Raw genomic sequence first — 24663 nt, 5'->3', positions numbered from 1 at the left:
AATTAAGAACTATACGCTCATTTACTCATGGCCTTCAGTACGCCGATTGACACATCACCGACCACCGCCATATCCTCCCCCTGAACAAACGCCAGAGGAAAATTATCCGAGAACAGGATCTGAGCAGAGGGCGGAAATTCTTCATCCCCTTCCCATAAAAGGAATCTCAGATACAGATCATTCAGAAATTCAAACTCATATCCCGCGTCTCCATTGGAAATGGGTGCCGCACCGATATTATCCATAATCTCTTTAAACTTTTCCAGTTTATTCCCGAATCCAAAGGCAAGCCGGAAAATACACCTGCCCTGAAACTGCTTAAAATAAACCTCGCCCCAGGGAATCTCCCGATAAGTCAGAAATTTCCCCGTCGCAGGGGCGGCCGCCCCCTCTGTCAAATAACGCAGAACCAGAATTCTGGCGTTCGCCGCGTCCTCCAATGGGTAATATCCAATATCCTCCCGGTCCAGATGACGGGCCTCATATTCCGGCCACGACACCTGATAGGTGACTCCCATAAGCCTGATTGTGAACAGCCGCTTTTCTGCATCATAAGGGATATTTGCCCGGCTGGCCATGTCTTCCGGCTTCATTGACTGATAAATCTTTATATAATGCTCATAGGGAAGCCGTTCTTTACTGTCTTTTTCATAAGGAAAATCCATTTTACTGTACTCCTATTCTCTATCGCAGCACTACCGACGGGAAAATATCACTGTCCGTATGGGGCAGGAAGCAGGATGCCACGAATTCATCCATGTAAGTAGGCACGGTTGAAAGCTCCAGATATGTCATGTTCTGAGCTACCTCGTATGTCTTCCGCTCTGCCTGGGTGGACAGGATCATCGTATAGGCGCCCGTCAGAGAGGAGTTCCCGATATAATGGAATTTTTCTATTGGAATATCCGGGAACATGCCGATATTTACCGCATTCCGCATATTTATGCCACTTCCGATGCCCCCGGCCACATAAACGTCATCAATCATATCCACTGTGAAATCCAGGGAATTCAGCATCGTCCGTATTGCCGAGAAAATAGCTCCCTTAGCGCGGATAAAGTTATCGATATCCACCTCAGTGATCTCAATATCCTTCACACTGTCCGCATCTTTTTCATAGACCAGGACATAACTGCCCATCCCATATTTATCATGTTTAATCCGCTCGCCCTCACGGACGAACTTGCCCTTGGCATTGATGATCCCGTTAATGAACAATTCACTGATCACATCAATGATTCCGGATCCACACATACCGATTGGCTTTGTGCCTTCATTGCCGATAACGGATAAATGAGGCTCCATGGTATCCTTATCTATGGTACATGCTTCGATGGCTCCATCCGTTGCCCGCATGCCGCAGCTTATATCTCCGCCTTCAAAAGCCGGACCTGCTGAACAGGCGCAGCTCATAAGAAAATCCGAATTGCCAAACACCAGCTCTCCATTCGTCCCTAAATCAATGAACAGGGACATGGTGGGCTGATTCCAAATCATGCTGATAAATGCTCCTGCCGTAATATCCCCGCCCACATAGCTTCCAATATTAGGGGCCACGATAATGTGGGCATCCGGATGGATATCAATTCCGATATCTGAAGCAAACAGTGCATTTGTTTTATAAAACGTCGGGATATACGGTTCTTTCCGGATCGGATCTGCATCCACTCCCATCAAAAGATGGTTCATCGTCGTATTCGCCGCCACCGCCATCCTGAAAATACGTTCCCTGTTAAAATGGCTCTTCTGGCACATCTGCGCAATCAGCGGATTAATTGTCTCATCGATCACCGCTTTCTGCAGACGCCTTCCGCCTCCCGGCTTCTGCGATTCGATGATGCGATTGATGACATCCGCCCCATAACGGATCTGTCCGTTACCGGAAGAAGCCTTCGCTAAAATCTCTCCCGTTGTCATATCCAGAAGGATTGCAGATACAGTGGTTGTCCCGATATCTACCGCCAGTCCCCCGATCACGACTTCTTCCTCATGAGACATCACATCATAGACGAATACATCCTGTGAGGTCTTCCTCACCACACACTTTATATGAAATTGATTGTCACGCAAAACCCTCGCCAGTTTCCGGATCACCGAATAGGGTACGCGTACCCTGCCAACCCCTGTCAGCTTTTCCATAGCACGGCTGAAACGCTCATTATCCGGCATCGTATCGTCCAGCGTAGGCTCGTTCATTTCCAATTCGATAACAGACATGCTGTTCTTCAACACAATTCCAGCATCCTCTACCTGCTGCTTTGCCTTTTCAAAAATCTTAATTTCGTCTCCGGAGCTTAAATCTGCAACTTTCATCCTGCTCCGATACGCTGAAGCGATATCTGGCACTTCCACAGTCACTTCACCCGCAACGGTGCTGCAGCAGGCCAGGCGCCATCCCAGCGCGTACTCCTCTTCTGTAATATGACGTGTCTTCTTGGAATCCAACTCTCCGCTTATGAGTTTGACCCGGCATTTTCCACAGGATGCATTGCCTGAACACGGAGCATCAATGGCTACATTGCTCTTTCGGGCCACCTCCAGCAAATTCTCTCCTGCCTGCGCAAATGCTTCTACTGCATCGCTGTTCTCAAACTGAAATGTCACTCTGTACATCGTTTCAAACCTCTCTTTTACTTAATCGGCTGGTTCCATTTTCCAATTGTTACATATATAACAATATTATATTAGCATAACTACTGGTAATTTTCAATGATAATCCAGAACAACCTGCACAAATAATTGGATAAAATTATATACAAAAAGCCTGCCCAACACCATTTGATATTGGACAGGCTTTCACTATGTAACAGAACGAATTGCGCTAATTACAGTTCCAGATAAGAATCCGCATACAGCGTGTTACTCTTGAATACGTCACATGTCTTAATGGTCTCCATCAGCCTTAAATCATTGGGGTTAACAATGGCTGAAGTAAGTCCCTGCATCATACACATGGCGACAAGAGCTGAATCCATGATCGGACGAAGTGTCTTGGGAGCTCCGTTAGAGTTATTGGACAGACCGCCGGTAGAATTTAATCCCATGTCGGAAATCATCTTAATAAACTCAAGAACCTGCATCTGCTTGTCCTGCATGCCCTTAACTACTACAAACAGCGGATCAAACCAGATATCCTGATCCTCCATGCCATGCTCCAAGCCTCTCTCAAGCAGAGTGGTCAGATAAGCCATACGCTCGTCATTATCCTTTGCAATACCTTCGCCATTGCAAAGTGCGATAACAATAGCATCATTTGCCGCAGCCAGGTCTACATATTCAATACGTCCGGAAGCGTCTGCCGAGTTAACGATAGGTTTGCCCTTCGCTCTGTTGTAAACAGCGATACCAGCTTCAATCGCCTTCTTGTTGGCAGTGTCCAGAGCCAGCGGAACGTTGTCAAACTCTCCCTGCAGCAGTTCAACTGCCCATTTCATAATCTCCTCGCCGTTGTTCTCGGCCGGTCCAATATTAACATCCAGATAGGTAGCGCCCGCTTCCAGCTGCTGCCTTGCTCTGGTCAGAATCGGTTCCGGATCTTTTTCAGTAAAAGCGCGGTTAATGGAGGGTGCAGTTACAGAAATTCTTTCACCAATTACTACAAATTTAGCCATTTTTAATCTCCTTTAATTTAAATTTATAACTGGCCGTTAGCCTGCATATCTTTCAGGAATTTTACAAGCTGTACCGCTTCCAGCGGAGCTACGATTACTTCCCAGCCCGGAAGCTTCGCCTCAATATCGCCTTTGAGAACAGCCACCTTACCAGGTATGATCAGCTTTCTGGATTTGATCTTGTCTTCTACCTGCTCTGCGATGAATTTCGCTACAGAAGTAGAGGACAGTTTGCCGGCAGCCCATGCGGTCAGGACAGAAAGTCCGCCTGCGTCGGAGATCAGCAGGTTACAGGGAACACCGGAACGTTCCAGCTCGCCGGACACCAGGAAGTATGTCAGCGCGAAGTCTACCGTAGTCAGGCAGATAGAGTTCTCATCTGCTCCGTTCAGCGGATAGATGCCAGGCGCAACCTTCATCGGCTTCTGCGGGTCGGTAAACAGGTTCTGTCTCAGTCCATACAGCGGCAGAGCCATCGCATAATCCATCTCGCTTACCACAACAATTGAACCATATTTCATTGTGAAGGCAGCTGCAAGAGCTTCTTCCATAGCCTTGTCACCATCAGCCAGAGGCACCAGGTTAACAATTGACGGATATCCAAAGGTTCTGTCTCCGTCTTTGATCGCAGCACGGCGCACGGCTACTGCCGCTTCAAAGGTATCCTTCACGGTTCCCATGGTCACATCCAGAACCAGGTTCTTGTTGCCCAGTTTCTCCAAAGCCGCTACAGTATCGTACAGCTCGTCCAGGCTGGCGCCGGAAACACCCAGCACAACACCCGCCTCTGCAGCGATCTTACTCATCTCTTCATAGTTGGAAGCATCCGCTCCGTTCAGGACCGGTTTTCCGTCTTTGCATACTTCCAGAGCTGCTTTTGCAGTTTCCGGGCATTTACATCCCAGGACCAGAGTTCTTCCGGTTGCAGCTGCTTTCTTAACGATTTCCACATATTTGGAAGCATCGGTGTCTTTTGCGAAGTTCACATATACAAGCTCTGTAAACATACGCTCTCCGATACGCTCATAATCTACGGCTGAAACAGCAGCCAGCTTCGCGTCAACTGTTGCATCATCCATGCAGCTGCATACCGCTGCTGCATATCTGGTCTTGCTGACAAAAGTTTTTTCATGTCTGTACAGGACGGTCTCTCCGCCAAGGCTGTACTCATTGTCGCCGGTTCCGATCTTGATCGTCTTCATCGGCGGTGCAGTGGCCTCAGACAGCTGAGCCAGAGCGTCCTCGGACATATACGGGCAGGCGGAAATATCTACCGCGCCCTGGGCAACTTTCATAGAAAATGCCATACATGTAGGGCTTCCGCATTCCTTACAGTTTTTCTTAGGTGTCATTTTAAAAATCTGAATACCTGTTAATGCCATCGTTTTTATCCTCCTGTTCTCACATTACATTAATTCTTTAATCATTTTAGAAATTGTTGCAACGGACTGAGGATGTTTCAAAATAACGGCATCAGATCCGGATACCAGATCTGCTGCTGCGGTCTGAACTTCCATGGAGACACCTCTTTCTTCAACGGGTCCCCATCCCGGAGCATCCTCTTCTGAAGCAGTAGACTCTTTAACAGCCCATGTTTCAGATGCAACAGGAGTAATGATCGGCATCTGCAGCATCTTGTCATCCTGAGACAAAGCTGCCGCTCTCACACGGTCCATGGTAGAGATTACATAATCGTAACCATAACCAACAGTCGCAGTACCTACGTTCATCACAACGCTGTCAGCAGACACGCCCAGCTGAGTCATAACTACGTTCAGCTGTTTCGCAAGGTTAATATCAACGGCAGACTCTGCACCAACCTTCTGGTTGTACGCAAGACCTGCTGCTGCACCGATCGCCTTGTAATTTTCTTCTTTTGCAGACATTAACAGAACATTCTTTCCCTGAAGCGCCTCTGCTACCTTCGGAAGCAGCTCTCCATCTTTTTCTACATTCTTGCAGCCTTCAACTACAAGCGGGGCATCAACTGCATCTGCTACTTCTTTCGCAACAGCTACTAATTCTTCAACTGATTTGTTAGCCCCGTTCGGATCTCCGCCTTCCAAACGCAGTACGACAAAATCGGCACCTGGCATTTCAGCCGCCTTCTTAGCGATCTCTGCCATGGTGGTTGCACCTGCATAATAAGCCTTTACTCCTTCCGGCTCATGCTCCAAACCCATATCGGAAATTTCCACGCCGACCTTGGGTGCATTGCCAACGGTACCGTCAAAGGAATAGAACGGAAATACATTAGCCCCTCCGATTTTGACTGCCTTGTCACCGCATCCGATTTCAACTTCTTTGATGGACGCGTTAAACTTCTGTGGTTTACGATTAAACGGCATTGTAATAAGCCTCCTTACTGTATATTCTATCAAAACTAATGTAAAGCATTTCAGCAATATTGTCAAGAAATTCTCAATTAAATCAGCATGCAAAACCAAGACTGCCTTCCGGCACCGAAGTGCCGGAAACAGTCTTGATCTTTCTGATTGTTTCAATCAACTTCTGACAATTACATCATCGGGTCCATACCCAGTGCCGGGTGGCCCTTCTCTGTCAGGAATGCCACCAGCTCTTCCGGATCTGTTGCGATGGTTTCATCACCGATCATATCCACGAAATCATCGATTCCGTACAGCTCTTTCGCTGTCTTGTTCAGGTTATCTCTCACCTGCTCTTTCAGATCCTTCGGCATCCATACAATACGGCCCACGCCGCCTTCCGCCTTCATGAACTTCTTGGAAGCGATGAAATGCTTGCCGTGTCCCATGAATCCAGGAGTCTGCACACCGCCGCCTGTCATGGAAGCCAGCTCAGGGAAGGTCATTCCCAGAGGAGTCTGTCCTGCGTACTCACGGTTAGCAATACATACGCCATTGGAGAACGGTTCGATACCGCAGATACACTCGAAGCATCCGCAGGAGGTCATCGGCTTCTCCATGATGGAGTACAGGGATACGTCTTCCAGAGCACCCTGGGACAGCTTCTTAACGATCTCATTGACATCCTCGTACTCGCCGATTCTTTCGTCGATCACGCGCTCTTTGGTCACAACCTGGCACGGTCCGTTGGGCTGCAGCTCGTGGGTAGCCTTTGCATCAAACCATGAAACAGCTCCGCACAGTCCCAGACGCTCCGGCGTAACCACGCATACGTGGCTCGGAGAGAATGCCTGGCACATGATACAGCTATAATATACCGGAACAGCTTCGTCTGTCATGGAAGCCAGACGCTCGTCACGTTTGTCAAAGATCGGGATTGCGATCTCATGACGTACCTTGGTGCAGTCTTCCGGATTGGTGTAAATCTTAACCTGACATCTGTCAACAACTGCTTCAAACTCATTCTTAATCTGTGCGTACAGTACTTCTCCGATATGTTTTGCACGGAAGCCTGCATCATATGCATCTTTGCTCACACGAATACGGATCATATCACGCTGTCCGGTATGCATCACGCCTTCGATGCAGTTCAGATAGCTGTGGAACTTACGCTCGAATACCGGCTCAAAGTCAGCCTGCATGCTCTTGCCCGCTACCTCTACCACGTAAGCAATGCTGTGCTTGCTTCCCACTTCAAATTCATCCAGGTCAGGACCGATCAGCTCGATCTTGTGATCTTCCACTTCAGACATTTCTTTCATCGTAACCAGCTCGACGCAGTCCACACGGGAACCATCAAACTCTACCTGCATATCGCCCTTACGGATGATCTCACCTTCAAAAGCAGACGCAAAAGCAACCGGGATGTCAATGTTGGTGATCTTAATCTTGATATCGCGGGCCTCCAGAGAGGTTGCGTTAAATTTGGATACATCTTTCTGAACAATCAGGCTCTTCGGTACGCGGAAAGTCTCTTCGTTGGTGATAACCGGGAATCCCAGAGCGATAGCACCTGCTCCGCAAGCTACGATTACCGGATCCAGAGGAGCGAACGCATTTACAAATGCGGGAACACGCTCGAAGGTGTACTTCATCAGTCCAGCCGCGTCGCCCGGCTGAATATTGCCGAAGATCAGAGCTGCTCTGACTGCAACAGATACTACGTGGATAACACTGGTCACGTCTTTTCCAAGCGGGATCACACGTACGTTTGCTCCGGTCTTGTAGCCCAGCTCTTCGCACTGGTCAATGATTCCGCCAACCAGCGTTACCAGAATACCCTGTGCCTGATAGCTCTTAACCAGATCTACGCCTTCCTGTGCGGTGGGCGCTGCTCCGAGGATAACAGCTACGCCCGGGATGTCGCCGGTTACCAGCGGAACACCCAGCTCACGGATTACAGCGTCACCCAGATGCCCATAGCAGGGAGCCTCATAAGGTTCTGCACCATCAACATATTTCAGTGCCTCAATAAATTCTGCACAGAGTGCGGTTGCCACGCCGGACATGAACGCGTCATTCAGGCGTTTCTCTCTCGTCATCAGTGTCTTTACAACGCCCAGAGCCTCTTTGAGTTCCCCCAGGGTTGCGACCTTAGTACCTGTCACGCCATAGTAGCAGGGCAGGCTGTACGCGGTGTTCGGGAAGGAAACTGCCTTGTCAGCGCCGTGTTTTGCGATGGCGTCGTTGATGGCTCCCTCGGTCAGACCGTATACGGTATCATTTCCACTAAATACTACGTCAAATAATGTCACTTCTTATACCTCCAATCAGATATCTGAATTCTCGATTTTTTCTTTAATCTTCTTGATTTCGTTCACTGCAGTTTCGCTGAAATCATAGGGTGATTTTCCCTGGCGGTCCGCGTCAATTACTTCTGTATTATAATGAATGAATCCTAGTAAATCTTCCGCCGGGATGCGGGTACGGATAAATTCTTCATCCTCCTCATTCCTGACCTTGTTGGCGACAACCCGGACTTGCTTAACGCCCAGGCCTGCAGCCAGCCGTTTCACATTCTTATAGGTCTGAATGCTTCTGGCTCCCGGTTCGATGACAACTACAAATTGGTCCATTCCCTCTGTAGTTCCCCGACCCAGGTGCTCCAGCCCGGCCTCCATATCCAGAATCACAACGTCATCGCTTCGCATAACCAGATGGTTGATAATCCTTTTCAGCATCACATGCTCCGGGCAGACACAGCCGCTTCCCGCTGTATCCACTGTCCCCAGAACCAGGAGCTTCACTCCGTTACAGACTCTGGAATAAGCATCCGGAATGTCATCCACCTTGGGATTGATTTTATAAAACTGGTTATCAGCACTGGCGCCCGTTCGTTCTTCCACAAGCTTGCGCATCTTCGTAATCGGTACGATTTCTTCCAGCTCTTCTTCTGAAAAACCCAGAGCCAGTCCCAGATTCGCATCCGGATCCACGTCCGCCGCCAGCACATGCTTGCCCTCTTCCGCATACAGCCTCGCAAGGGTTGCGGCGAAAGTGGTTTTGCCCACTCCGCCTTTTCCAGTAATCGCAATTTTCATAGTAAATTCACCCTCTAATTATTTCTTCATACAGATGTCCGCGACCTGCCATGCTGCCCGCATCAGATTCCAATAGCTTCTCTCTTCTCTTCAATTCTGGCAATCATGGCATCGCCCAGCTTATCGATATCCTTTTCTACGGTATAGGCCGCTTCTACCCAGTCTCTGATTCCGCTTGTCAGCAGCTCAGCAACCTTATCGGAACCGGATACATACGGATCTACTCCGAGGAAGGTATCAAGGCCGGTAGCCACTACGTAGTTACCGATGGATACTGCTTTCTCAGACATCCATTCAGGAGCACAGCCCACTACCGGAAGCTGGGAAATGTTCAGTCCGGAATCCTTAGCCAGTGTTGCTGCCAGCACCAGCATACGGCTGATATCAACGCAGGAACCCATGTGCAGTACAGGCGGGATGTCTGCCAGCTCGCAGACTCTCTTCAGGCCTGCGCCGCAGAGATCTTTCGCCCTCTTATCCATGAGACCGGCCTTTGCCGCTGCCTGAGCAGAACACCCGGACGCAATGATGATTACATCATTAGCGATCAGCTTCTTCATCAGCTCGATATGAGCGGTGTCCGGCCTGATCTTCGGATTGTTGCATCCTACCATAGCTACTGCGCCGCGGATGACGCCGGATGTAATACACTCGATCAGCGGTTTCGTGGTACCGGTTTCGTCAACCTGAGAGTTGGTAACTCCATCCAGGACCTTGACAATTGCTTCTACAGAATAACCAACGGTGGCTTTCTGCTTTATATCCGGGATATGTACGAGCTCCGGTTTTCTATTTTCAAAGTTATCAATTGCCATCTTAACGATTGCTTTCGCGTTCTCACCTGCAGTTTCAGCGTTAAAACGAATAAATTCAGAATCTGGCATCTGTGCGATCGGAGAAGTCGTGACAAACTTTGTATGGAAGCATTTGCTCAGGGGGCCAAGTGCCGGGAAAATACACTGCACGTCTACGACAATCGCCTCACAGGCACCTGTCAGCACAACGTTTTCCTGCTGCAGGAAGTTACCTGCCATCGGAATACCGCGGCGCATTGCCACTTCGTTGGATGTACAGCAGACGCCGGATACAGTGATTCCTTTTGCTCCCTTGCTCTTGGCATATGCGATCATTTCCGGATCATCCGCATATTCGCAGATCATCTCAGAAAGTGACGGATCGTGCCCATGAACAACGATGTTTACATTATCTTTTTCCATAACGCCCAGGTTGGCTTCCGTGTCTATCGGTTTCGGAGTTCCGAACAGGACATCGGAGAATTCCGTACCAGCCATGGAACCGCCCCATCCATCAGAAAGTCCGGAACGAAGGGACTGTCTGATCAGCGCTTCCGGCAGGGAAGAACATCCCATATGGGTCATGTGCAGAGAACAGGACACCTCACGGTCGATCGCGCGGGGAGCGATCTCTTCTCTCTCCCAGATTTCCTGAGTGTGCTCAGGGGCTCTCTTTAAAAATCTCTGGGTTCCGAATACCTTGCCGTATTCCTCCAGTCCCAGTACAGCCATCTCATGAGCCAGATCGTAGATGTCTTTCCCTTCTGTCTCAACGCCCCATTCTTTAGCAATACGGATCAGTTTGTCAGGATCTTTTACCTTGTAGTTTCCATCCGGGCTTGTGCAGTACAGAGTATGGCAGATTTCACGGCCATGATCTGAATGTGTTGCTGAACCGCCGGCGGTAAACTTCAGATAATTTCTTGCTACGATGCCGTGTGCATCGCATCCACAGATTCCTCTCGGTGCTTTTGGGGTAATCCGGCACGGTCCCATCGAACAGATCCGGCAGCAGATACCCTGCTCGCCGAACTTACAGTGCGGGGTCTGATTCTTAACCCTGAACTGCCATGCATCCGCTCCTACCTTGGCGCCTGTCTCCAGCAGTCGTTCGGTAGCCGCTTCCATCTCTTCGACTGTCGTCAGTTTGAATTCACTCATCAATATTCCTCCTTAAAATTTAATTACCTCTTTTCCTCCGCAGGTATCCTCCCCCACGGGTTAAAATGTTTTTATTTTTACCCCTCCCGGAGGAGGGGATAAAAAACATCAAAAGCACCCATCTCTACTCTAAGTTTCTCTATACATTTTTGTTACAATCAATTTTCAGTTCAAGCCTAACTTTTCTACAATTCCCTTCAGCGCTGCTCTCACCGGCGAATCCGCCGGCAGCTGCACTGTCGGCTTCCCGTCGCAGTCATACTGATAGACCATATCATCATGCGGGACAACTCCCACAAGATTCAGGCCCTCTTTTTCAATCTCTTCCATGGTACCTTCATTTAACTTCCCACCCGGCGCACGGTTTATAATCAAACCCACATTTTTCGGATGCATCTCGCACTCCTTGATCAGTTCCGCAATCCGGCCGGCCGCCTGAACGCCTCTTCTGGAGCAGTCACTCACCAGTATGGCTGTATCCATACCCGGCAGGATTCCCCTGCTGATATGTTCCATCCCGGCTTCATTGTCCACCACAATGTACGGGTAACTGTTCTGAAGTTTCTGAAGTTCCGCCTGCAGAAGCCCGTTAACAAAGCAGTAACAGCCTTTGCCCTGAGTTCTTCCCATAACCAGCAGATCAAACTGATCCTCTTCTACTAATGCATTGCCAAACTTAAACTCAGCATAATCCGCCTTGCTCATTCCCGGAGGAATCGGATTATTAGCTGACATCTCCGCATGGGCGATTTCCTCACGGACATCACCCAGTGTGCTTTCGACCTCTACGCCAAGCACCTCGTTTAAATTTGAATTCGCATCCGCATCTACTGCAAGTATCGGACCCTTACCACTCTCACACAAATATTGAATCAAAAGTCCGGTTAAGGTAGTCTTTCCTACGCCGCCCTTGCCAGCGACAGCTATTACGTGCGCCATCGGCAACACCTCCTAACAAATTCTTGTAAGCGTCCTGCCGTTGCAAGACGCTGATTAAACAACCGTACGGATTCCTGCCCTGTTCAGTATCTCCGTAACATCTTCCCATTTATTCAGCGCATACAGATGTATGCCTTCAACGCCCAGGGACATGTATTCGTGAAGCTGATCCACAGTGTATTCAATCCCTTCTTCACGGAACGCCGCTTTTACCTCCGGAAGGTCATTTCCGTCCGGATCTTTGTCAAACCAGTGATGAGAGATCACTTCGGCAAGCTCTCTCGGAATTGCACAGCCGTTCCTGGAAAGGCACATATTAATCACTGCGTCTTTTCCTACAACCGGCATCACGCCCACGTCTACCGGCATGGTAATACCGGCCATACGGATTGCATCCAGCCAGTATTTGAACTGCTCCATATCGAACGTCAGCTGTGTCATGATGTAATCGGCACCCTCATCCTGCTTCAAATGTGCAATATCAGCTTCCAGGCTGCGGCATTCGATATGTCCCTCCGGAGAACCTGCAACGGCGATTTCAAACTTATCGCCAAATTCTTTCCTGACATAGGCAACCAGATCTGTGGCATAAGCAAAATCCCCGTTGGTGCCTGTCCAGCCATAGGGAAGGTCACCCCTCAGTGCAAGCATATGGTCAATCCCATTGTCCAGATAATTCTGGAGCTGCTCTTTCACCGTCTCCCTGGTATGTCCGATGCAGGTAAAATGTGTGACTGGAACGGTCTCGTTCTCCGCATTCAGGATCAGCTTGCAGACATCCATATTCTTGCCCACGTTACTTCCGCCTGCTCCATATGTACAGGAAATATAATCCGGATTAAACTTATACAGATGATCCAGAGTATCTGGAAGCTTCGCCATTCCCTTGTCTGTCTTTGGTGGGAAGACTTCAAAGGAGAGTGCCGTCCTTTCGTACATGATTTCTGTTAATCTCTTCACTGCGATTACCTCCGTTTTCTTATAGACTTTTGAAATCAATATTTATCCTACGGCAGGCACTGCCGATAGAATCACATTTATTCACAAACCAGCTTTACAATGCTGTTTGCCAGGTCCACCATCAGGATCTTTCCCTGAACCCTGGTTTCTTCTCCCATAATATCACGGATGATAACGCTGTCTCCGTCAACATCGATACGGGATACGTTCCTGCAGATTACAGTGTTATCGCTTTCTTTATAAACAGTTGCCAGGCACATCCTTTACGCCTCCTTCAAATGCTCTTTCACCAGTGTCAACGCCAGACTCAGCCGCATGTTCCCCTTCTGGAAATCGGACACGCCGTCTTTGATCTGCTTCGCCGCATCGGACATTCCCATCTTCTCCAGGTTATCAGCCATCTGATCCAGCTCGGCGGCATGCTGCTCGTTGTGCTGCTGCATGTAAGTCAGCAGGGCAACGGTCTCATTTTTGCATTTTTCTTCTGTATTGCAGGACCCTCCGCACTCGGAGGCGTGGGCGCAGCCGCCGTCATGGCTGTGCTCATGCGCATGTTCGTGGCAATGCTCATGATCATGGCCGCCATGCGGGATCGGATTACCATTTTCATCTTTTAATAAATGCATATTTTCACTCCTTTTCCAGGACTAAAAGTCCTTTTGAGATAAAATGACATACTTTTGTCAATCATAGTTATTATAAACCATTTGCCTAATGAAATCAATAGAGGCCAATCAAGTTCTGTGCACTATTCATGTATTTTTTTGGATACCAAACCAATAATTTAGGATTTTGCCAAATAAAAAATTAGCTTCTGTCATCCTGCCATTTATTTGTTAAGCCGTTAACAAAATCCCTGTCATATGGGTGTTTCTTTCATCCTCCTGTATTAAATTCTTAACAAATTTAACCCTAATTTGTTTAAAATTATATGATAAACTAAAATCTAAATGCAACCAATATTATTCAGGAGGTTTATCAAATGTCAGAAATACCTTCCATTACCTTGAACAACGGATATGAGTTGCCCCAGATCGGGCTTGGCGTATATAAAACATCCGGCGACACACAGATGAAACAGGCAGTAACAGCTGCTATCGCCGCCGGTTACCGTCTTTTTGACACGGCATCCGCATATAAGAACGAAGAATACATGGGCAGCGCGCTCTCTTCCTGCGGAATCCCGCGGAATGAGCTGTTCATCACCACAAAGGTCTGGAATAACGCCCAGCGGCTCGGAGACGTAGCCCGCGCCTTTGAGCGGAGCCTGGACCGCTTGAAGCTGGATTATGTGGATCTGTATCTGATCCACTGGCCCGTACCGGGCTGTTATCCCTCAACCTGGAAGGAACTGGAACGCATCCACGAATCCGGAAGGGCCCGTTCCATAGGTGTGAGCAATTTTGAAATCCCTCACCTGGAACAGCTCTTCCAGATTTCCGGAGTAATTCCCGCTGTCAACCAGATCGAATGTCATCCCCTCTGGAACAGGGAACCGCTGATCCAATACTGCCGTTCCCGCGGCATTGCAGTCCAGGCTTATGCCCCTCTGGCGAGGGGGGCTTACGCTGACCGCGAGATGCTGGCTGTCATCGGCGCCAAATACGGAAAGACCCCGACACAGATCGGACTCCGCTGGCTGGTACAGCAGGGACTTTCTATTATTCCAAAATCTGTTCATCCGGAACGGATTCAAAGCAATATTGATATACTGGATTTTGAACTGACCGATACCGAGATGAAGACGATCGCCACAATGGACGAACAGTTAAGAACAGCCGGCATACCAGAGGATCTGGCCGGCATAGACTGGAGCAAGTAAGCCTTATGTTTAGAAGAAAGACTGGCGGCGCCAGTCTTTCTTTATTGAATTCCTATATCTACCGTCTGATATCATCGGGGTCCCCCCTCTTGCGAGAGCCATTGTACCGTCTGGAACAGCCAGAAAAGCAGCGGGTATCCACAATCATCTCGCCTTAAAACCTTAATTTACCAGGCTCCCAGCTCGTCTTTTTTCATTCTCTGCATGAGTTCGTTCACTGCTACATCCGCAGGTTTCTCCTCAAACAGCACCTGATTTACTACTTTGATGATTGGCATTTCAATCTGGTATTTCTCAGACAGCTTCAGCCCGGCCCTGGCGGAATATACGCCTTCTACCACCATATGGACTTCTTCCATAGCCGCGGTCATCGAATACCCCTTCCCCATCAGATAACCTGCTTTACGGTTCCGGCTGTGGACGCTGGCACAGGTGACCACCAGGTCTCCGATTCCGGACAGGCCGAAGAAGGTGTTCGGGTGGGCGCCCATGGCGGTTCCCAACCGGGAAATTTCTGCTATGCCCCGAGTGATCAGAGCGGCTTTTGTATTGTCTCCATAGCCCAGCCCATCGGCGATACCGGCTGCCAGGGCTATGACGTTTTTCAACGCCGCCCCTATTTCTATTCCCAGCATGTCAGGGCTCGTATAGACGCGGAATACAGGATTCATGAACAGGCTCTGGATCAGCTCCGCCGTCTCTCTTCTGTGGGCGCCCGCCACGATTGTCGTCGGCAGTCCCTTCCCAACCTCTTCTGCGTGGCTGGGGCCGGACAGTACGGCAACCTCTGCCTGCGGTATTTCTTCTTCTATAATATCCGTCATCGTCATCAGGGTGGCTTCTTCTATTCCCTTTGCCACATCGACGATAATCTGGCCCGGTCTTACATGGGCTTTCATATTTCTGGAGGTGCTGCGCACGGCCGGTGACGGCACGGCGAGAACCAGAAGTTCTTTGTCACGGATGCTTTCTTCCAGATCGCAGGTAAAAACCACATCATCCGCCAGAACTACTCCCGGCAGCTTATCTACATTCTGATGATGCTGCCGGAACATCTCTGTTTCCTCGGTCAGGTACGACCAGAGAGTAATTTTATGCCCGTTATTGTGCAGCAGCCAGGCCAGGGCCGTCCCCCAGCTTCCTGAACCTATTACACCGATATTCGCCATCGCGTCATCCTCCTACAGATCTGATTTTTGCTTTTTGCTCAAGTATGTTTTTCTCTCTTCCCCGCGGATCAGGCGCACGATATTGCCCCTGTGTTTGAAGAAAGTCATCACCGTCAGCAGTACGATGATGAAATACATTTCATTCAATGCCGGCTGTTCCATATGGTACAGGCCCATCTGGCCGGATACCAGGACGCCGATCAGAAATTCCGCCGACAGCGCCAGCGAGCCCAGAGATACGTAATGAGTCGTCAGAAACAGGCCGAAAAAGCAGATCAGCCCGATCACGATCAGATGCCAGTCCAGGAATGCGATAATCATGCCTGCCGTAGCGGCTATTCCCTTTCCTCCCTTGAACTTCAGATAGAAGGGATAATTATGCCCCAGGATCACCCCGGCGGATGTGTAGATCCCCAGCAGTTTCGTGATCTCCGGATGTGAATTCCGGAAAATCAGCCAGGTCACCAGTACGGCCAGCAGACATTTCAGAGCATCACAGGCAAATGTGATAAGCCCTGCCTTCAGCCCCAGCGTGCGGAGCGCGTTGGTCGTACCCGCGTTGCCGCTGCCCTTAGTCCGTATATCTATTCCGTTGGCTTTTCCATATAAGTATGCAGTCTGAAACATACCAAATACATATCCTATTAACAGGCAGATTACTCGTTCCATGTCATTGTTCCTTCTCTCTTCTCTCTCTCACAATGAATTTTAATGCGGTACCCCGGAACCCAAAGGACTCCCGGATACGGTTTTCCAAATAGCGCAGATACGAAAAATGCATCAGCTTTTTATCGTTCACGAATACTACAAAGGTCGGAGGCTTCACAGCCACCTCTGTCATATAGTAAATCTTAAGACGTTTCCCTTTGTCTGACGGGGGCTGCTGCAGCGCGACCGCCTCTGTCAGGATCTCATTCAAGACTCCGGTGGCAACCCGCAGAGTCTGATTTTCCAGCACCATGTCTATAGTGTCAAACAGCTTAGGCAGCCTCTGTCCGGTCACCGCAGATACGAACAATATTTCCGCATAGGGCATAAAGGAAAGGATACTTCGCACTTTTCCGGAAAATTCGTTGACCGTTTTGTCATTCTTCTCGATGGCATCCCATTTATTGATGGCCACGATGATTCCCTTGCCCCGGTCATGGGCAATCCCCGCAATCTTTGCGTCCTGCTCTGTAATCCCCTCGACAGCGTCGATGACCACGATCACCACATCCGCCCTCTCGACGGCGGTCACCGTCCGTATGATGCTGTACCGCTCCAGCTCTTCCCGGACTTTGCTCTTCCGCCGCAGGCCGGCTGTATCAATAAACACATAGTCTTTCCCATTCCACCGGACCGTCGTATCAATGGCGTCTCTCGTGGTTCCTGCCACATCTGATACGATCACCCGGTTCTGCCCCAGCAGTTTATTAATAATAGAAGACTTACCCACATTTGGCTTTCCGACGATGGCCACCTTCGGGATTTCGTCGCCTTCTTCTGCCGAGCGGCTGTCTTCAAAATGAGCGGCCACCTGATCCAGCAGATCTCCGAGACCCTGCTTGCCCTCCGCTGAAATCGGGACCGGTTCGCCGATACCCAGATTGTAGAATTCATAGACATCCATCATCTGGCGTTCAAAATGGTCCACCTTATTCACCGCAAGAACTACCGGCTTGCTGCTCCGTCTCAGCATATCCGCCACCTTGGCGTCAGAATCAACCAGCCCCTGGCGCACATCTGTCAAAAAGATGATCACATCCGCGGTATCCATGGCGATCAGCGCCTGTTCTCTCATCTGGCTCAGAATCACATCGCTGCTCTCAGGCTCAATCCCGCCCGTATCAATGATCGTAAAACTGTGATTCAGCCAGGTCACGTCCGCATAAATCCTGTCTCTGGTAACGCCCGGCGTATCTTTAACTATTGAAATATTTTCTCCTGCCAGCGCGTTAAATAGCGTGGATTTCCCCACATTCGGCCGGCCGACAATTGCTACAATCGGTTTGCTCATACATCTGTCTCCTTCTATGCGTCATCACCGCGTTTTCTTCCAATACGGCTTCACAAAAATCCCATCCCCCGGTATCCACGACCTGGATCTGTATGCCCAGCTCCCGCTCCAGCTCCTCAACTTTTACATCATCCAGAAATACATTTTCTCCGTCTCTCAGCATATTGCAGGGCAGCAGCAATCGTTCGCCCAGCTCACGCCCCTTCAGCTGCCTCATCAGATCCTGCCCGGTGATCAGGCCGGATACCGTGATCTGTTCTCCAAAAAAATCATTCCGTATTTCATAAACACGCGCTGTCAGACGCGGATATCTCTTTTGAAGCTCTTCTGTCAGCCTGCGGATGTGAGGGCCCGCAAGCCTGCCAGTCGCTATGGTGACGCTGCGCTCTTTCTCGTCCCCGGCACGCTTTTCCAGTTCCGCCCTTACCTCCTCTTCCAAAAGCCTCAGCATACCCACTCCGTTCTCCAGCTGCAGATAACCATCATACCGTTCTTCTTCCGGCAGGGGCTGTTCCGCCAGCAGATACCACTCATCAGAGGCATGCACAAAATGGATCCCGTGTTCTTCCCACATTTTCTCCTGCCACCGGTGGATCACCGCCAGAACCTCTTCCGCGGCCTGCCGGTCAAATGGCTCCAGAGGATGCAGCCCGTCACGGAATCTCGTCAGTCCTACCGGCACCACTGAAACACTCTTAAGCTCCGGATAATATCCCGCCAGATCCTGCAGGCTTCTCTCCAGCTCTCTGCCGTCATTGATTCCCCGGCAGAGCACGATCTGGCCGTTCATCTCAATTCCGGCGTCGCAAAGCCGCCGGACCTTGCGGGAAAAGTCACCTGCAAAGCGGTTATTCAGCATTCTGCACCGCAGTTCCGGATTTGTAGTCTGAAAAGAGATATTTATTGGGGAAAGATGGTACCGGATCACCCGGTCGATGTCGTGATCGCTCATATTCGTCAGCGTCACATAATTTCCCTGAAGAAAAGATAATCTGGAATCGTCATCTTTAAAATAGAGGGTCTCCCGCATGCCAGGCGGCATCTGATCAATAAAGCAAAAGATGCAGTGATTCCGGCAGGAACGGTATTCATCCATCAGACTGTTCTCAAATACCACACCCAGGTCTTCTTCCTCATCCTTCTCGATCTCCAGAAGCCACTCTTCACCGGATACTTTTTTCAGCAGCACTTCAATGTAATCATCCTGTATCAGATACTGATAATCAAAAATATCTTCGATCGTTTCTCCGTTGACCTGGACGATCTCATCCCCCGGTTCCATCTGCATTTCCTCAGCAATGCTGTCCGGCAGAACCTCCCGGATGATATGCTTGTTCTCTCTCATACTGCCCTCCGTTTCATCCATACTATCATATCAACTTGACTATCAAAAAGCAAGCATTGACAGGCGATTTTATCCATGATATAACTAAAAACAGTAATACATTTGTACAATAATAGAAGAAACAGGGAGGCCCCCATGGCAAATTTGGACTATCTGGTGCACTCAATTCCCGTCGCACCTTTGAAAATCTGTGCTCTTTCAGGGTGCGAGACCCTCGCGCACACAATCGACCGGTTCCTGGTCGAATTCCGCAGGGATCTGATCGCAGACAGCCCTGAAAAGCAAGGTCTGTTTGGCTATTCTGCCGATACCTTTTTGTTAGACTGTGAATGTCCCCGCTTCGGAACCGGAGAATCCAAGGGAAAACTGATGGAGTCAGTCCGCGGCATGGATTTGTTCATCCTCGTGGACGTCTGCAATTACAGCATCACCTATAAGGTCAACGGGCATGTAAACCACATGTCTCCGGATGACCATTTTCAGAATTTAAAAAGAATCATCGCTGCAACTACCGGCAAGGCTCACCGTGTAAACGTAATCATGCCTTTCCTGTACGAAAGCCGCCAGCATAAACGCACCTCCAGAGAATCTCTGGACTGTGCCATGGCACTTCAGGAGCTGAATAACATGGGGGTTTCCAACATTCTGACGTTTGACGCCCATGATCCCAGAGTTATGAATGCGATCCCACTCCATGGATTTGATAATTTTTTTCCGACTTACCAATTCCTGAAAGCACTTTTAAAATGTGTGCCGGATCTGCGAATGGATAATGACCACCTGATGATCATCAGCCCCGACGAAGGCGCAATGTCAAGAGCCGTTTATTTCTCCAATATCCTGGGCGTTGACATGGGAATGTTCTATAAACGCCGCGATTATTCCGTTATGGTTAACGGGAAAAATCCGATCGTCGCCCATGAATTCCTCGGCGATTCCGTAGCCGGGAAGAATGTCGTCATTATCGATGATATGATCTCTTCCGGCGAAAGCATGCTGGATGTCGCCAAGCAGGTAAAAGAACGCGGCGCAAAGGATGTATTTGTATGCACCACCTTCGGACTCTTCACAGACGGCCTCGGCAAATTTGATGAATATTATCAAAAGGGCTATATAGCAAAGGTCATCACGACCGACCTGACCTACCGGACACCTGAGCTCATCGCAAGGCCCTGGTACGAACCGGCGGAAATGGGCAAATATCTGGCAAGCATTATCGACACTCTGAATCACGACGTATCTGTCGACAAAGTCCGGGACACCACCGAAAAGATCAATAAGCTGCTGGCCAAACACCGGTAAAGGCATACAGGCACATGAATCCGTATAGGATCATGTGCCTGTTGTATTTCTATTTGTCTCTCTGCTTCCGCCATCATATCATTTCAGCATTAAAAAGGCTCCCAGATTCCCCCTCTTTCCTTTACTGGCCCTGTGCGAAAACAATAACCCCGGATTACAGCAGGTACAGATTCCCGGCATGCCTATATTTTCATCTTTCACCCCTGCCTCCAGCAAAACCCTTCGGTTTGCCTCCCAGAGGTTTAACTGATATTTGCCATTTTCCTTCCGGTAAAATAAGGTTCTGTGAGAATCCGCCGCAAATTCCGCCGCAAATTCCCCGATCACATCCTCACTGACCTCGTAACAATCCTGGCATATAGACGGGCCGACCGCCGTCACCAGATCCTCCGGCTTCGTCCCAAACTCTTTCTGCATCCGCTCAACCGTAACCCGGCCCATCCTGTGAACTGTCCCTCTCCATCCGGAATGGGAGAGAGCAATTGCACGGCGCACCGGATCAACAAAAAATAACGGCACACAGTCCGCATAAAACGTAGCCAGCGTCACTCCCCTCTCCCCAGTCAGCAGCCCGTCAACATCGGTAAAATCCCGAGGCCTCGTAATACCACTTCCGCAGTCTTCCCTTCCCACCACACGGAGGTTCGTAGTATGGGTCTGGTCTGAGGTCACGATACTATCCAGAGGGAATCCGACAGCTCCGCTGATCCGCCGGTAATTCTCCATCACCGCCTCCGGGTTATCCCCCCTGCTGAAGCCTAAGTTCATAGACTCCAAAAAGCCCTTGCTGCATCCACCCAGCCGTGTTGAAAAAGCCTGCAGCACAATTCCCGTCTGTTCCAGCCTGGGAAAGCTGAGCCAGGTTACGCCATCCTTTTCTTTTATATCTAATTTCTCCATGTCTTTTTTCCATATAATATTCAAGCTGCAGCCTCCTGAAAAACCAGATTTTTTATTCTGCGTAAGAAAAGGCATTTTCGTAATGCCGGATCTCGCCGTTCTCTATGGCGATCACATCAAAACGACAGGGAGTCTCTTCCCCGATCCTGTATTTCACCCGGAAATAGTCTGCTGTTTTGGAAATTTTTCTCTGCTTCTGAAGTGAAACCGCTTCTTCCGGCTTTCCGCTGCTGCTGTTTTTCCGGTATTTTACTTCTACAAAAACCAGACAGGCACCCTGTCTGGCAATCAAATCGATCTCTCCATAGGAGCTGCGGAAATTCCTGCTGAGGATCTCATAACCAATGTCCTCCAGCCATTCCGCAGCTCTGCTTTCATACTCTGTTCCAATTTTTCTCGTGTTCATCTGACCTCTCTGGCCGGCAGTCCTCTATCAGCCCAAGCCCGGCCGGCGCCCCGCATCAGGGGATAAAATGTGTGATAAAGGTTTTGCGGTGAATCGGGCTGGGGCCGTATTTTTTCAACGCTTCTATATGTACCGAAGCCCCATACCCTTTATTGGATGCGAAACCGTATTCCGGCATGATTTTATCGTACTCCACCATCAGCCGGTCCCTGGTTACTTTAGCCACAATGCTGGCCGCCGCAATGGACTGGCTTTTGGCATCGCCCTTTATAATCGGTATCTGTGGAATGTCCACCCCGGGAATCCGCACAGCATCATTCAAAAGGAGCTCCGGCCGCACAGACAACTTGGTGATTGCCTGCCTCATGGCCTCATAGGTCGCCTGAAGAATGTTTATCTCGTCAATACGCGCAGGTGAAACGTAGCCGACTCCGACGGCAATTGCCCTTTCCATGATAATAGTATACAGCTCCTCCCGCTTTTTCCCGCTGAGCTTCTTAGAATCATTGATATAGAGAATCCGGCAGTCTTTGGGCAGGATTACGGCTCCGGCCACCACCGGTCCGGCCAGGGGGCCCCGGCCAACCTCATCAATCCCGCAGATACTGCCGTATTGCATGTACCTCTTTTCATATTCACAGAGTTTCTCCACTCTGTCCCGTTCCCGCTGAAGCTCCTCCGTTATTTTACGATAGCGGCCGATGAGATTCCGGACGCCTTTCCGCTCATCTTCTGCATACAATTCCAGCAGCCGCCCCCGTTCAGTCTCCGGAGCCTGCTCCAGCTCTGCCTTAATCTCTGAAAGTGCTTTCTTCATCTCATTCCGTTTCCTTATCTGTCACTGTGCCTCCGGAGCCTGCTCCAGGGTAATCCGCCCCAGCTTGCCGGACCGGAAATCATCCATCAGGATGCCCGCCGCTTTTTCATAAGACAGCTCGCTGCCCCTCACCAGGCATTTCCGGCTCTCCGCTATCTGTCTGAGGATCTCCAGCGGTGCGCCTTCTTCCTTCAGCGCATACCGCCCTTCCAGGATGCCGGGATAAGCTTCCATCAGAAATGCGATCAGCTTCAGGGATAGTTCTTCCGTATTCAATATTTCATCCCTCACGGAACCGATCATCGCCAGCCGCTCTCCCACTTCCGGATCATCGAATTTCGGCCACAGGATTCCCGGCGTGTCCAGAAGCTCCAGTCCCTTGCCCAGGCGAATCCACTGTTTTCCCTTCGTAACCCCCGGCCGGTTGCCGGTTTTCGCGCAGGCACGGCCTGCGTAAGAATTGATGAAGGTGGATTTCCCCACATTAGGAATCCCTGCCACCATGGCGCGGATCGGGCGGTTCTTAATTCCCCTTCTGGCGTCCCGTTCCAGCTTTTCCTTGCAGGCCTCCGCCACCAGGGGCTGGATCGAACGCAGGGTCGTCTTATTTCTGGAATCTGCCAGAAGCGCATAAAAGCCCTGCTTTTTGAAATATTCCAGCCACATCTGATTCTGACGCTCATCAGCCATATCCGATTTGTTCAGCAGTATCAGCCGGGATTTCTGTTTTCCCAGCTGGTCAATATCAGGGTTTCTGCTGGATCTGGGAACTCTGGCATCTACCAGCTCTATGATTAGGTCGATCAGCTTCATGTCTTCCTGCATCTGGCGTTTCGCCTTCGTCATATGTCCAGGATACCACTGTATATCCATAATTCACCTCATTTACTTTTTTAACAGTCCGAATTTATCAAAGGGGGACGTCACCATCCACAGCTTACCCACGATATTCTTCTTCTCTACGTTCCCAACATCCACGTGACGGCTGTCTTCGCTGCTGTTTCTGTTATCACCCAGAACAAAATACTCCGAGCTGCTGAGCGTCACCGGCTCTTCCGCAAGGCCAGGGTTCGTAATGGGCGGAAAATCCTTCTTTTCCATATAGGTCTCTCCGTCAATCAGGATCTGACCGTCTCTTATCTGTATGGTTTCTCCCGGAAGCCCCACCACACGTTTGATGTGCAGGCTTGTCTTCTCGTCCTCACCGGTACGGAAGACGATGATATCTCCCCGTTTGGGAGAACCAAGCTTATATGCCGCCGTATCAATCAGCACTGTCTCCCCGGCCGACAGCGTCGGCTCCATGGAGCCCTCCTGGACTACGATATTCTGGCAAAAATAGTAAGAGAACGCAAATGCTAGCGCCACAGCTACGGCAATCTCCAATATCCAGAAGAAGACCGCCCTCACACGGGACTGCCAGAAATAATCTCTTACATATCTTGCAGTAAACCTCTTCATATTTTCCTCCAACAGCACAGGTTCCTATTTTAAAACAGGGACTCTATACCGTTACGTATAAGTCCCTGTGCTTTCCATTTATTTTACTAACTCTTTTACCTTAGCTGCTTTTCCAACACGATCTCTCAGATAATTCAGTTTTGCACGTCTTACTTTACCATGTCTCACTACTTCAACCTTCTCTACGTTGGGAGAATGAAGCGGCCAGGTCTTCTCAACACCGATTCCGCTGGAGTTCTTGCGCACCGTGAAGGTGGCGCGGCTGCTTCCGCCCTGCTTCTTCAGGACAACGCCTTCAAACACCTGAATTCTCTCGCGGTTACCCTCTTTGATCTTGCCGTATACTTTTACGGTATCGCCGACACGGAATTCCGGCGCTTCTGCTTTTAACTGTTCTTCTTCAATTTTCCTGATAATTTCGTTCATTTCTATCTCTCCTTAAGTCTGCTATTTGGATGTTCATACCACCGATAAACGTGACAGCGGACCATCATTTTCCATTACAACAGTTGATATTATACTACATGTCAATTTGGATTGCAAGGATTT

The 24663-nt window shown here is 49.6% G+C and carries 24 protein-coding genes; 2 read left to right on the top strand and 22 right to left on the bottom strand.

Annotation, left to right across the window (positions count from 1 at the left end):
• Positions 1 to 17: 17 nt before the first annotated feature.
• The 12 genes from H9Q79_RS03170 to H9Q79_RS03115 all read right to left on the bottom strand — a co-directional run bounded on the left by H9Q79_RS03170 (position 18) and on the right by H9Q79_RS03115 (position 13519).
• Complete coding sequence (locus H9Q79_RS03170; RefSeq protein ID WP_249329176.1) at positions 18 to 665, bottom strand: DUF3786 domain-containing protein; 648 nt, start codon at positions 663 to 665, stop codon at positions 18 to 20.
• Positions 666 to 684: 19 nt separating this feature from the next.
• Positions 685 to 2613: a corrinoid activation/regeneration protein AcsV gene (acsV, locus tag H9Q79_RS03165; protein ID WP_249329175.1), complete on the bottom strand. Its 1929-nt coding sequence runs from the start codon at positions 2611 to 2613 to the stop codon at positions 685 to 687.
• Between the two features lie 212 nt (positions 2614 to 2825).
• A complete protein-coding gene (gene acsE / locus H9Q79_RS03160; protein WP_118647879.1) occupies positions 2826 to 3611 on the bottom strand; it encodes a carbon monoxide dehydrogenase/acetyl-CoA synthase methytransferase subunit in 786 nt (261 codons plus the stop codon).
• Between the two features lie 23 nt (positions 3612 to 3634).
• Positions 3635 to 4993: an acetyl-CoA decarbonylase/synthase complex subunit gamma gene (gene acsC / locus H9Q79_RS03155; protein WP_249329174.1), complete on the bottom strand. Its 1359-nt coding sequence runs from the start codon at positions 4991 to 4993 to the stop codon at positions 3635 to 3637.
• Between the two features lie 24 nt (positions 4994 to 5017).
• Positions 5018 to 5959 carry an acetyl-CoA decarbonylase/synthase complex subunit delta gene (acsD, locus tag H9Q79_RS03150; RefSeq protein WP_118647881.1) on the bottom strand — a complete coding sequence of 314 codons (942 nt, stop codon included), beginning with the start codon at positions 5957 to 5959 and terminating at the stop codon, positions 5018 to 5020.
• Positions 5960 to 6129: 170 nt separating this feature from the next.
• The gene (gene acsB, locus H9Q79_RS03145; RefSeq protein ID WP_118647883.1) at positions 6130 to 8253 is read right to left on the bottom strand and encodes an acetyl-CoA decarbonylase/synthase complex subunit alpha/beta; all 2124 of its coding nucleotides are present in this window, start codon (positions 8251 to 8253) and stop codon (positions 6130 to 6132) included.
• A gap of 15 nt (positions 8254 to 8268) precedes the next feature.
• Positions 8269 to 9039, bottom strand: a complete 771-nt coding sequence (locus H9Q79_RS03140) for an ATP-binding protein (RefSeq protein ID WP_118647885.1) — start codon at positions 9037 to 9039, stop codon at positions 8269 to 8271.
• A gap of 62 nt (positions 9040 to 9101) precedes the next feature.
• Positions 9102 to 10994 (bottom strand): anaerobic carbon-monoxide dehydrogenase catalytic subunit, encoded by a 1893-nt coding sequence (gene cooS, locus H9Q79_RS03135; protein WP_118647887.1) that lies wholly within the window; start codon positions 10992 to 10994, stop codon positions 9102 to 9104.
• Between the two features lie 165 nt (positions 10995 to 11159).
• Complete coding sequence (locus H9Q79_RS03130; protein ID WP_249329173.1) at positions 11160 to 11933, bottom strand: ATP-binding protein; 774 nt, start codon at positions 11931 to 11933, stop codon at positions 11160 to 11162.
• A 54-nt stretch (positions 11934 to 11987) separates the two neighbouring features.
• Positions 11988 to 12893, bottom strand: coding sequence for a methylenetetrahydrofolate reductase (locus H9Q79_RS03125; RefSeq protein ID WP_330596907.1), 906 nt, complete (start codon positions 12891 to 12893; stop codon positions 11988 to 11990).
• A 77-nt stretch (positions 12894 to 12970) separates the two neighbouring features.
• Complete coding sequence (locus H9Q79_RS03120; protein ID WP_118647889.1) at positions 12971 to 13153, bottom strand: CooT family nickel-binding protein; 183 nt, start codon at positions 13151 to 13153, stop codon at positions 12971 to 12973.
• 3 nt (positions 13154 to 13156) lie between these two features.
• On the bottom strand, positions 13157 to 13519 hold the full coding sequence (locus H9Q79_RS03115) for a DUF8180 domain-containing protein (RefSeq protein ID WP_118647891.1): 363 nt from the start codon (positions 13517 to 13519) through the stop codon (positions 13157 to 13159).
• Positions 13520 to 13875: 356 nt separating this feature from the next.
• On the opposite strand from H9Q79_RS03115, the gene H9Q79_RS03110 reads away from it, so the two are divergent.
• Complete coding sequence (locus H9Q79_RS03110) at positions 13876 to 14715, top strand: aldo/keto reductase (RefSeq protein WP_249329172.1); 840 nt, start codon at positions 13876 to 13878, stop codon at positions 14713 to 14715.
• Between the two features lie 167 nt (positions 14716 to 14882).
• On the opposite strand, the gene H9Q79_RS03105 is transcribed toward H9Q79_RS03110, so the two are convergent.
• From H9Q79_RS03105 to H9Q79_RS03090, 4 genes are read right to left on the bottom strand one after another with little or no spacing between them, the layout of a single operon-like run.
• Entirely contained in the window at positions 14883 to 15884 is a 1002-nt protein-coding gene (locus H9Q79_RS03105; RefSeq protein ID WP_249329171.1) for an NAD(P)H-dependent glycerol-3-phosphate dehydrogenase, read from the bottom strand.
• A gap of 12 nt (positions 15885 to 15896) precedes the next feature.
• Positions 15897 to 16553 (bottom strand): glycerol-3-phosphate 1-O-acyltransferase PlsY, encoded by a 657-nt coding sequence (plsY, locus tag H9Q79_RS03100; RefSeq protein ID WP_249329170.1) that lies wholly within the window; start codon positions 16551 to 16553, stop codon positions 15897 to 15899.
• 1 nt (position 16554) lies between these two features.
• Entirely contained in the window at positions 16555 to 17883 is a 1329-nt protein-coding gene (gene der, locus H9Q79_RS03095) for a ribosome biogenesis GTPase Der (RefSeq protein WP_249329169.1), read from the bottom strand.
• Positions 17822 to 19228, bottom strand: coding sequence for a DUF512 domain-containing protein (locus H9Q79_RS03090; RefSeq protein ID WP_249329168.1), 1407 nt, complete (start codon positions 19226 to 19228; stop codon positions 17822 to 17824). Before H9Q79_RS03090 ends, der begins: the two co-directional genes overlap by 62 nt.
• A gap of 135 nt (positions 19229 to 19363) precedes the next feature.
• Here H9Q79_RS03090 and H9Q79_RS03085 point away from each other — a divergent pair, with 135 nt between their 5' ends.
• A complete protein-coding gene (locus H9Q79_RS03085) occupies positions 19364 to 20530 on the top strand; it encodes a ribose-phosphate pyrophosphokinase (RefSeq protein WP_118647899.1) in 1167 nt (388 codons plus the stop codon).
• A 78-nt stretch (positions 20531 to 20608) separates the two neighbouring features.
• Here H9Q79_RS03085 and pgeF read toward each other — a convergent pair whose 3' ends face one another.
• The 6 genes from pgeF to rplS form a co-directional block, all read right to left on the bottom strand.
• Complete coding sequence (gene pgeF / locus H9Q79_RS03080) at positions 20609 to 21454, bottom strand: peptidoglycan editing factor PgeF (RefSeq protein ID WP_118647901.1); 846 nt, start codon at positions 21452 to 21454, stop codon at positions 20609 to 20611.
• 28 nt (positions 21455 to 21482) lie between these two features.
• The gene (locus tag H9Q79_RS03075) at positions 21483 to 21836 is read right to left on the bottom strand and encodes a YraN family protein (protein WP_118647903.1); all 354 of its coding nucleotides are present in this window, start codon (positions 21834 to 21836) and stop codon (positions 21483 to 21485) included.
• Positions 21837 to 21891: 55 nt separating this feature from the next.
• On the bottom strand, positions 21892 to 22653 hold the full coding sequence (locus tag H9Q79_RS03070) for a ribonuclease HII (RefSeq protein WP_118647905.1): 762 nt from the start codon (positions 22651 to 22653) through the stop codon (positions 21892 to 21894).
• A 21-nt stretch (positions 22654 to 22674) separates the two neighbouring features.
• Complete coding sequence (gene ylqF, locus H9Q79_RS03065; RefSeq protein ID WP_249329167.1) at positions 22675 to 23526, bottom strand: ribosome biogenesis GTPase YlqF; 852 nt, start codon at positions 23524 to 23526, stop codon at positions 22675 to 22677.
• Positions 23527 to 23538: 12 nt separating this feature from the next.
• Positions 23539 to 24114, bottom strand: a complete 576-nt coding sequence (lepB, locus tag H9Q79_RS03060) for a signal peptidase I (RefSeq protein WP_118647907.1) — start codon at positions 24112 to 24114, stop codon at positions 23539 to 23541.
• A 78-nt stretch (positions 24115 to 24192) separates the two neighbouring features.
• The gene (rplS, locus tag H9Q79_RS03055; RefSeq protein ID WP_118647909.1) at positions 24193 to 24540 is read right to left on the bottom strand and encodes a 50S ribosomal protein L19; all 348 of its coding nucleotides are present in this window, start codon (positions 24538 to 24540) and stop codon (positions 24193 to 24195) included.
• Between the last annotated feature and the right edge of the window lie 123 nt (positions 24541 to 24663).

This window comes from Wansuia hejianensis, from assembly GCF_014337215.1.
GTDB classification, from domain to species: domain Bacteria; phylum Bacillota; class Clostridia; order Lachnospirales; family Lachnospiraceae; genus Scatomonas; species Scatomonas hejianensis.
The sequence above is the reverse complement of the archived record's forward strand: the minus strand, read 5'-3'. Positions and strand labels throughout refer to the sequence as shown.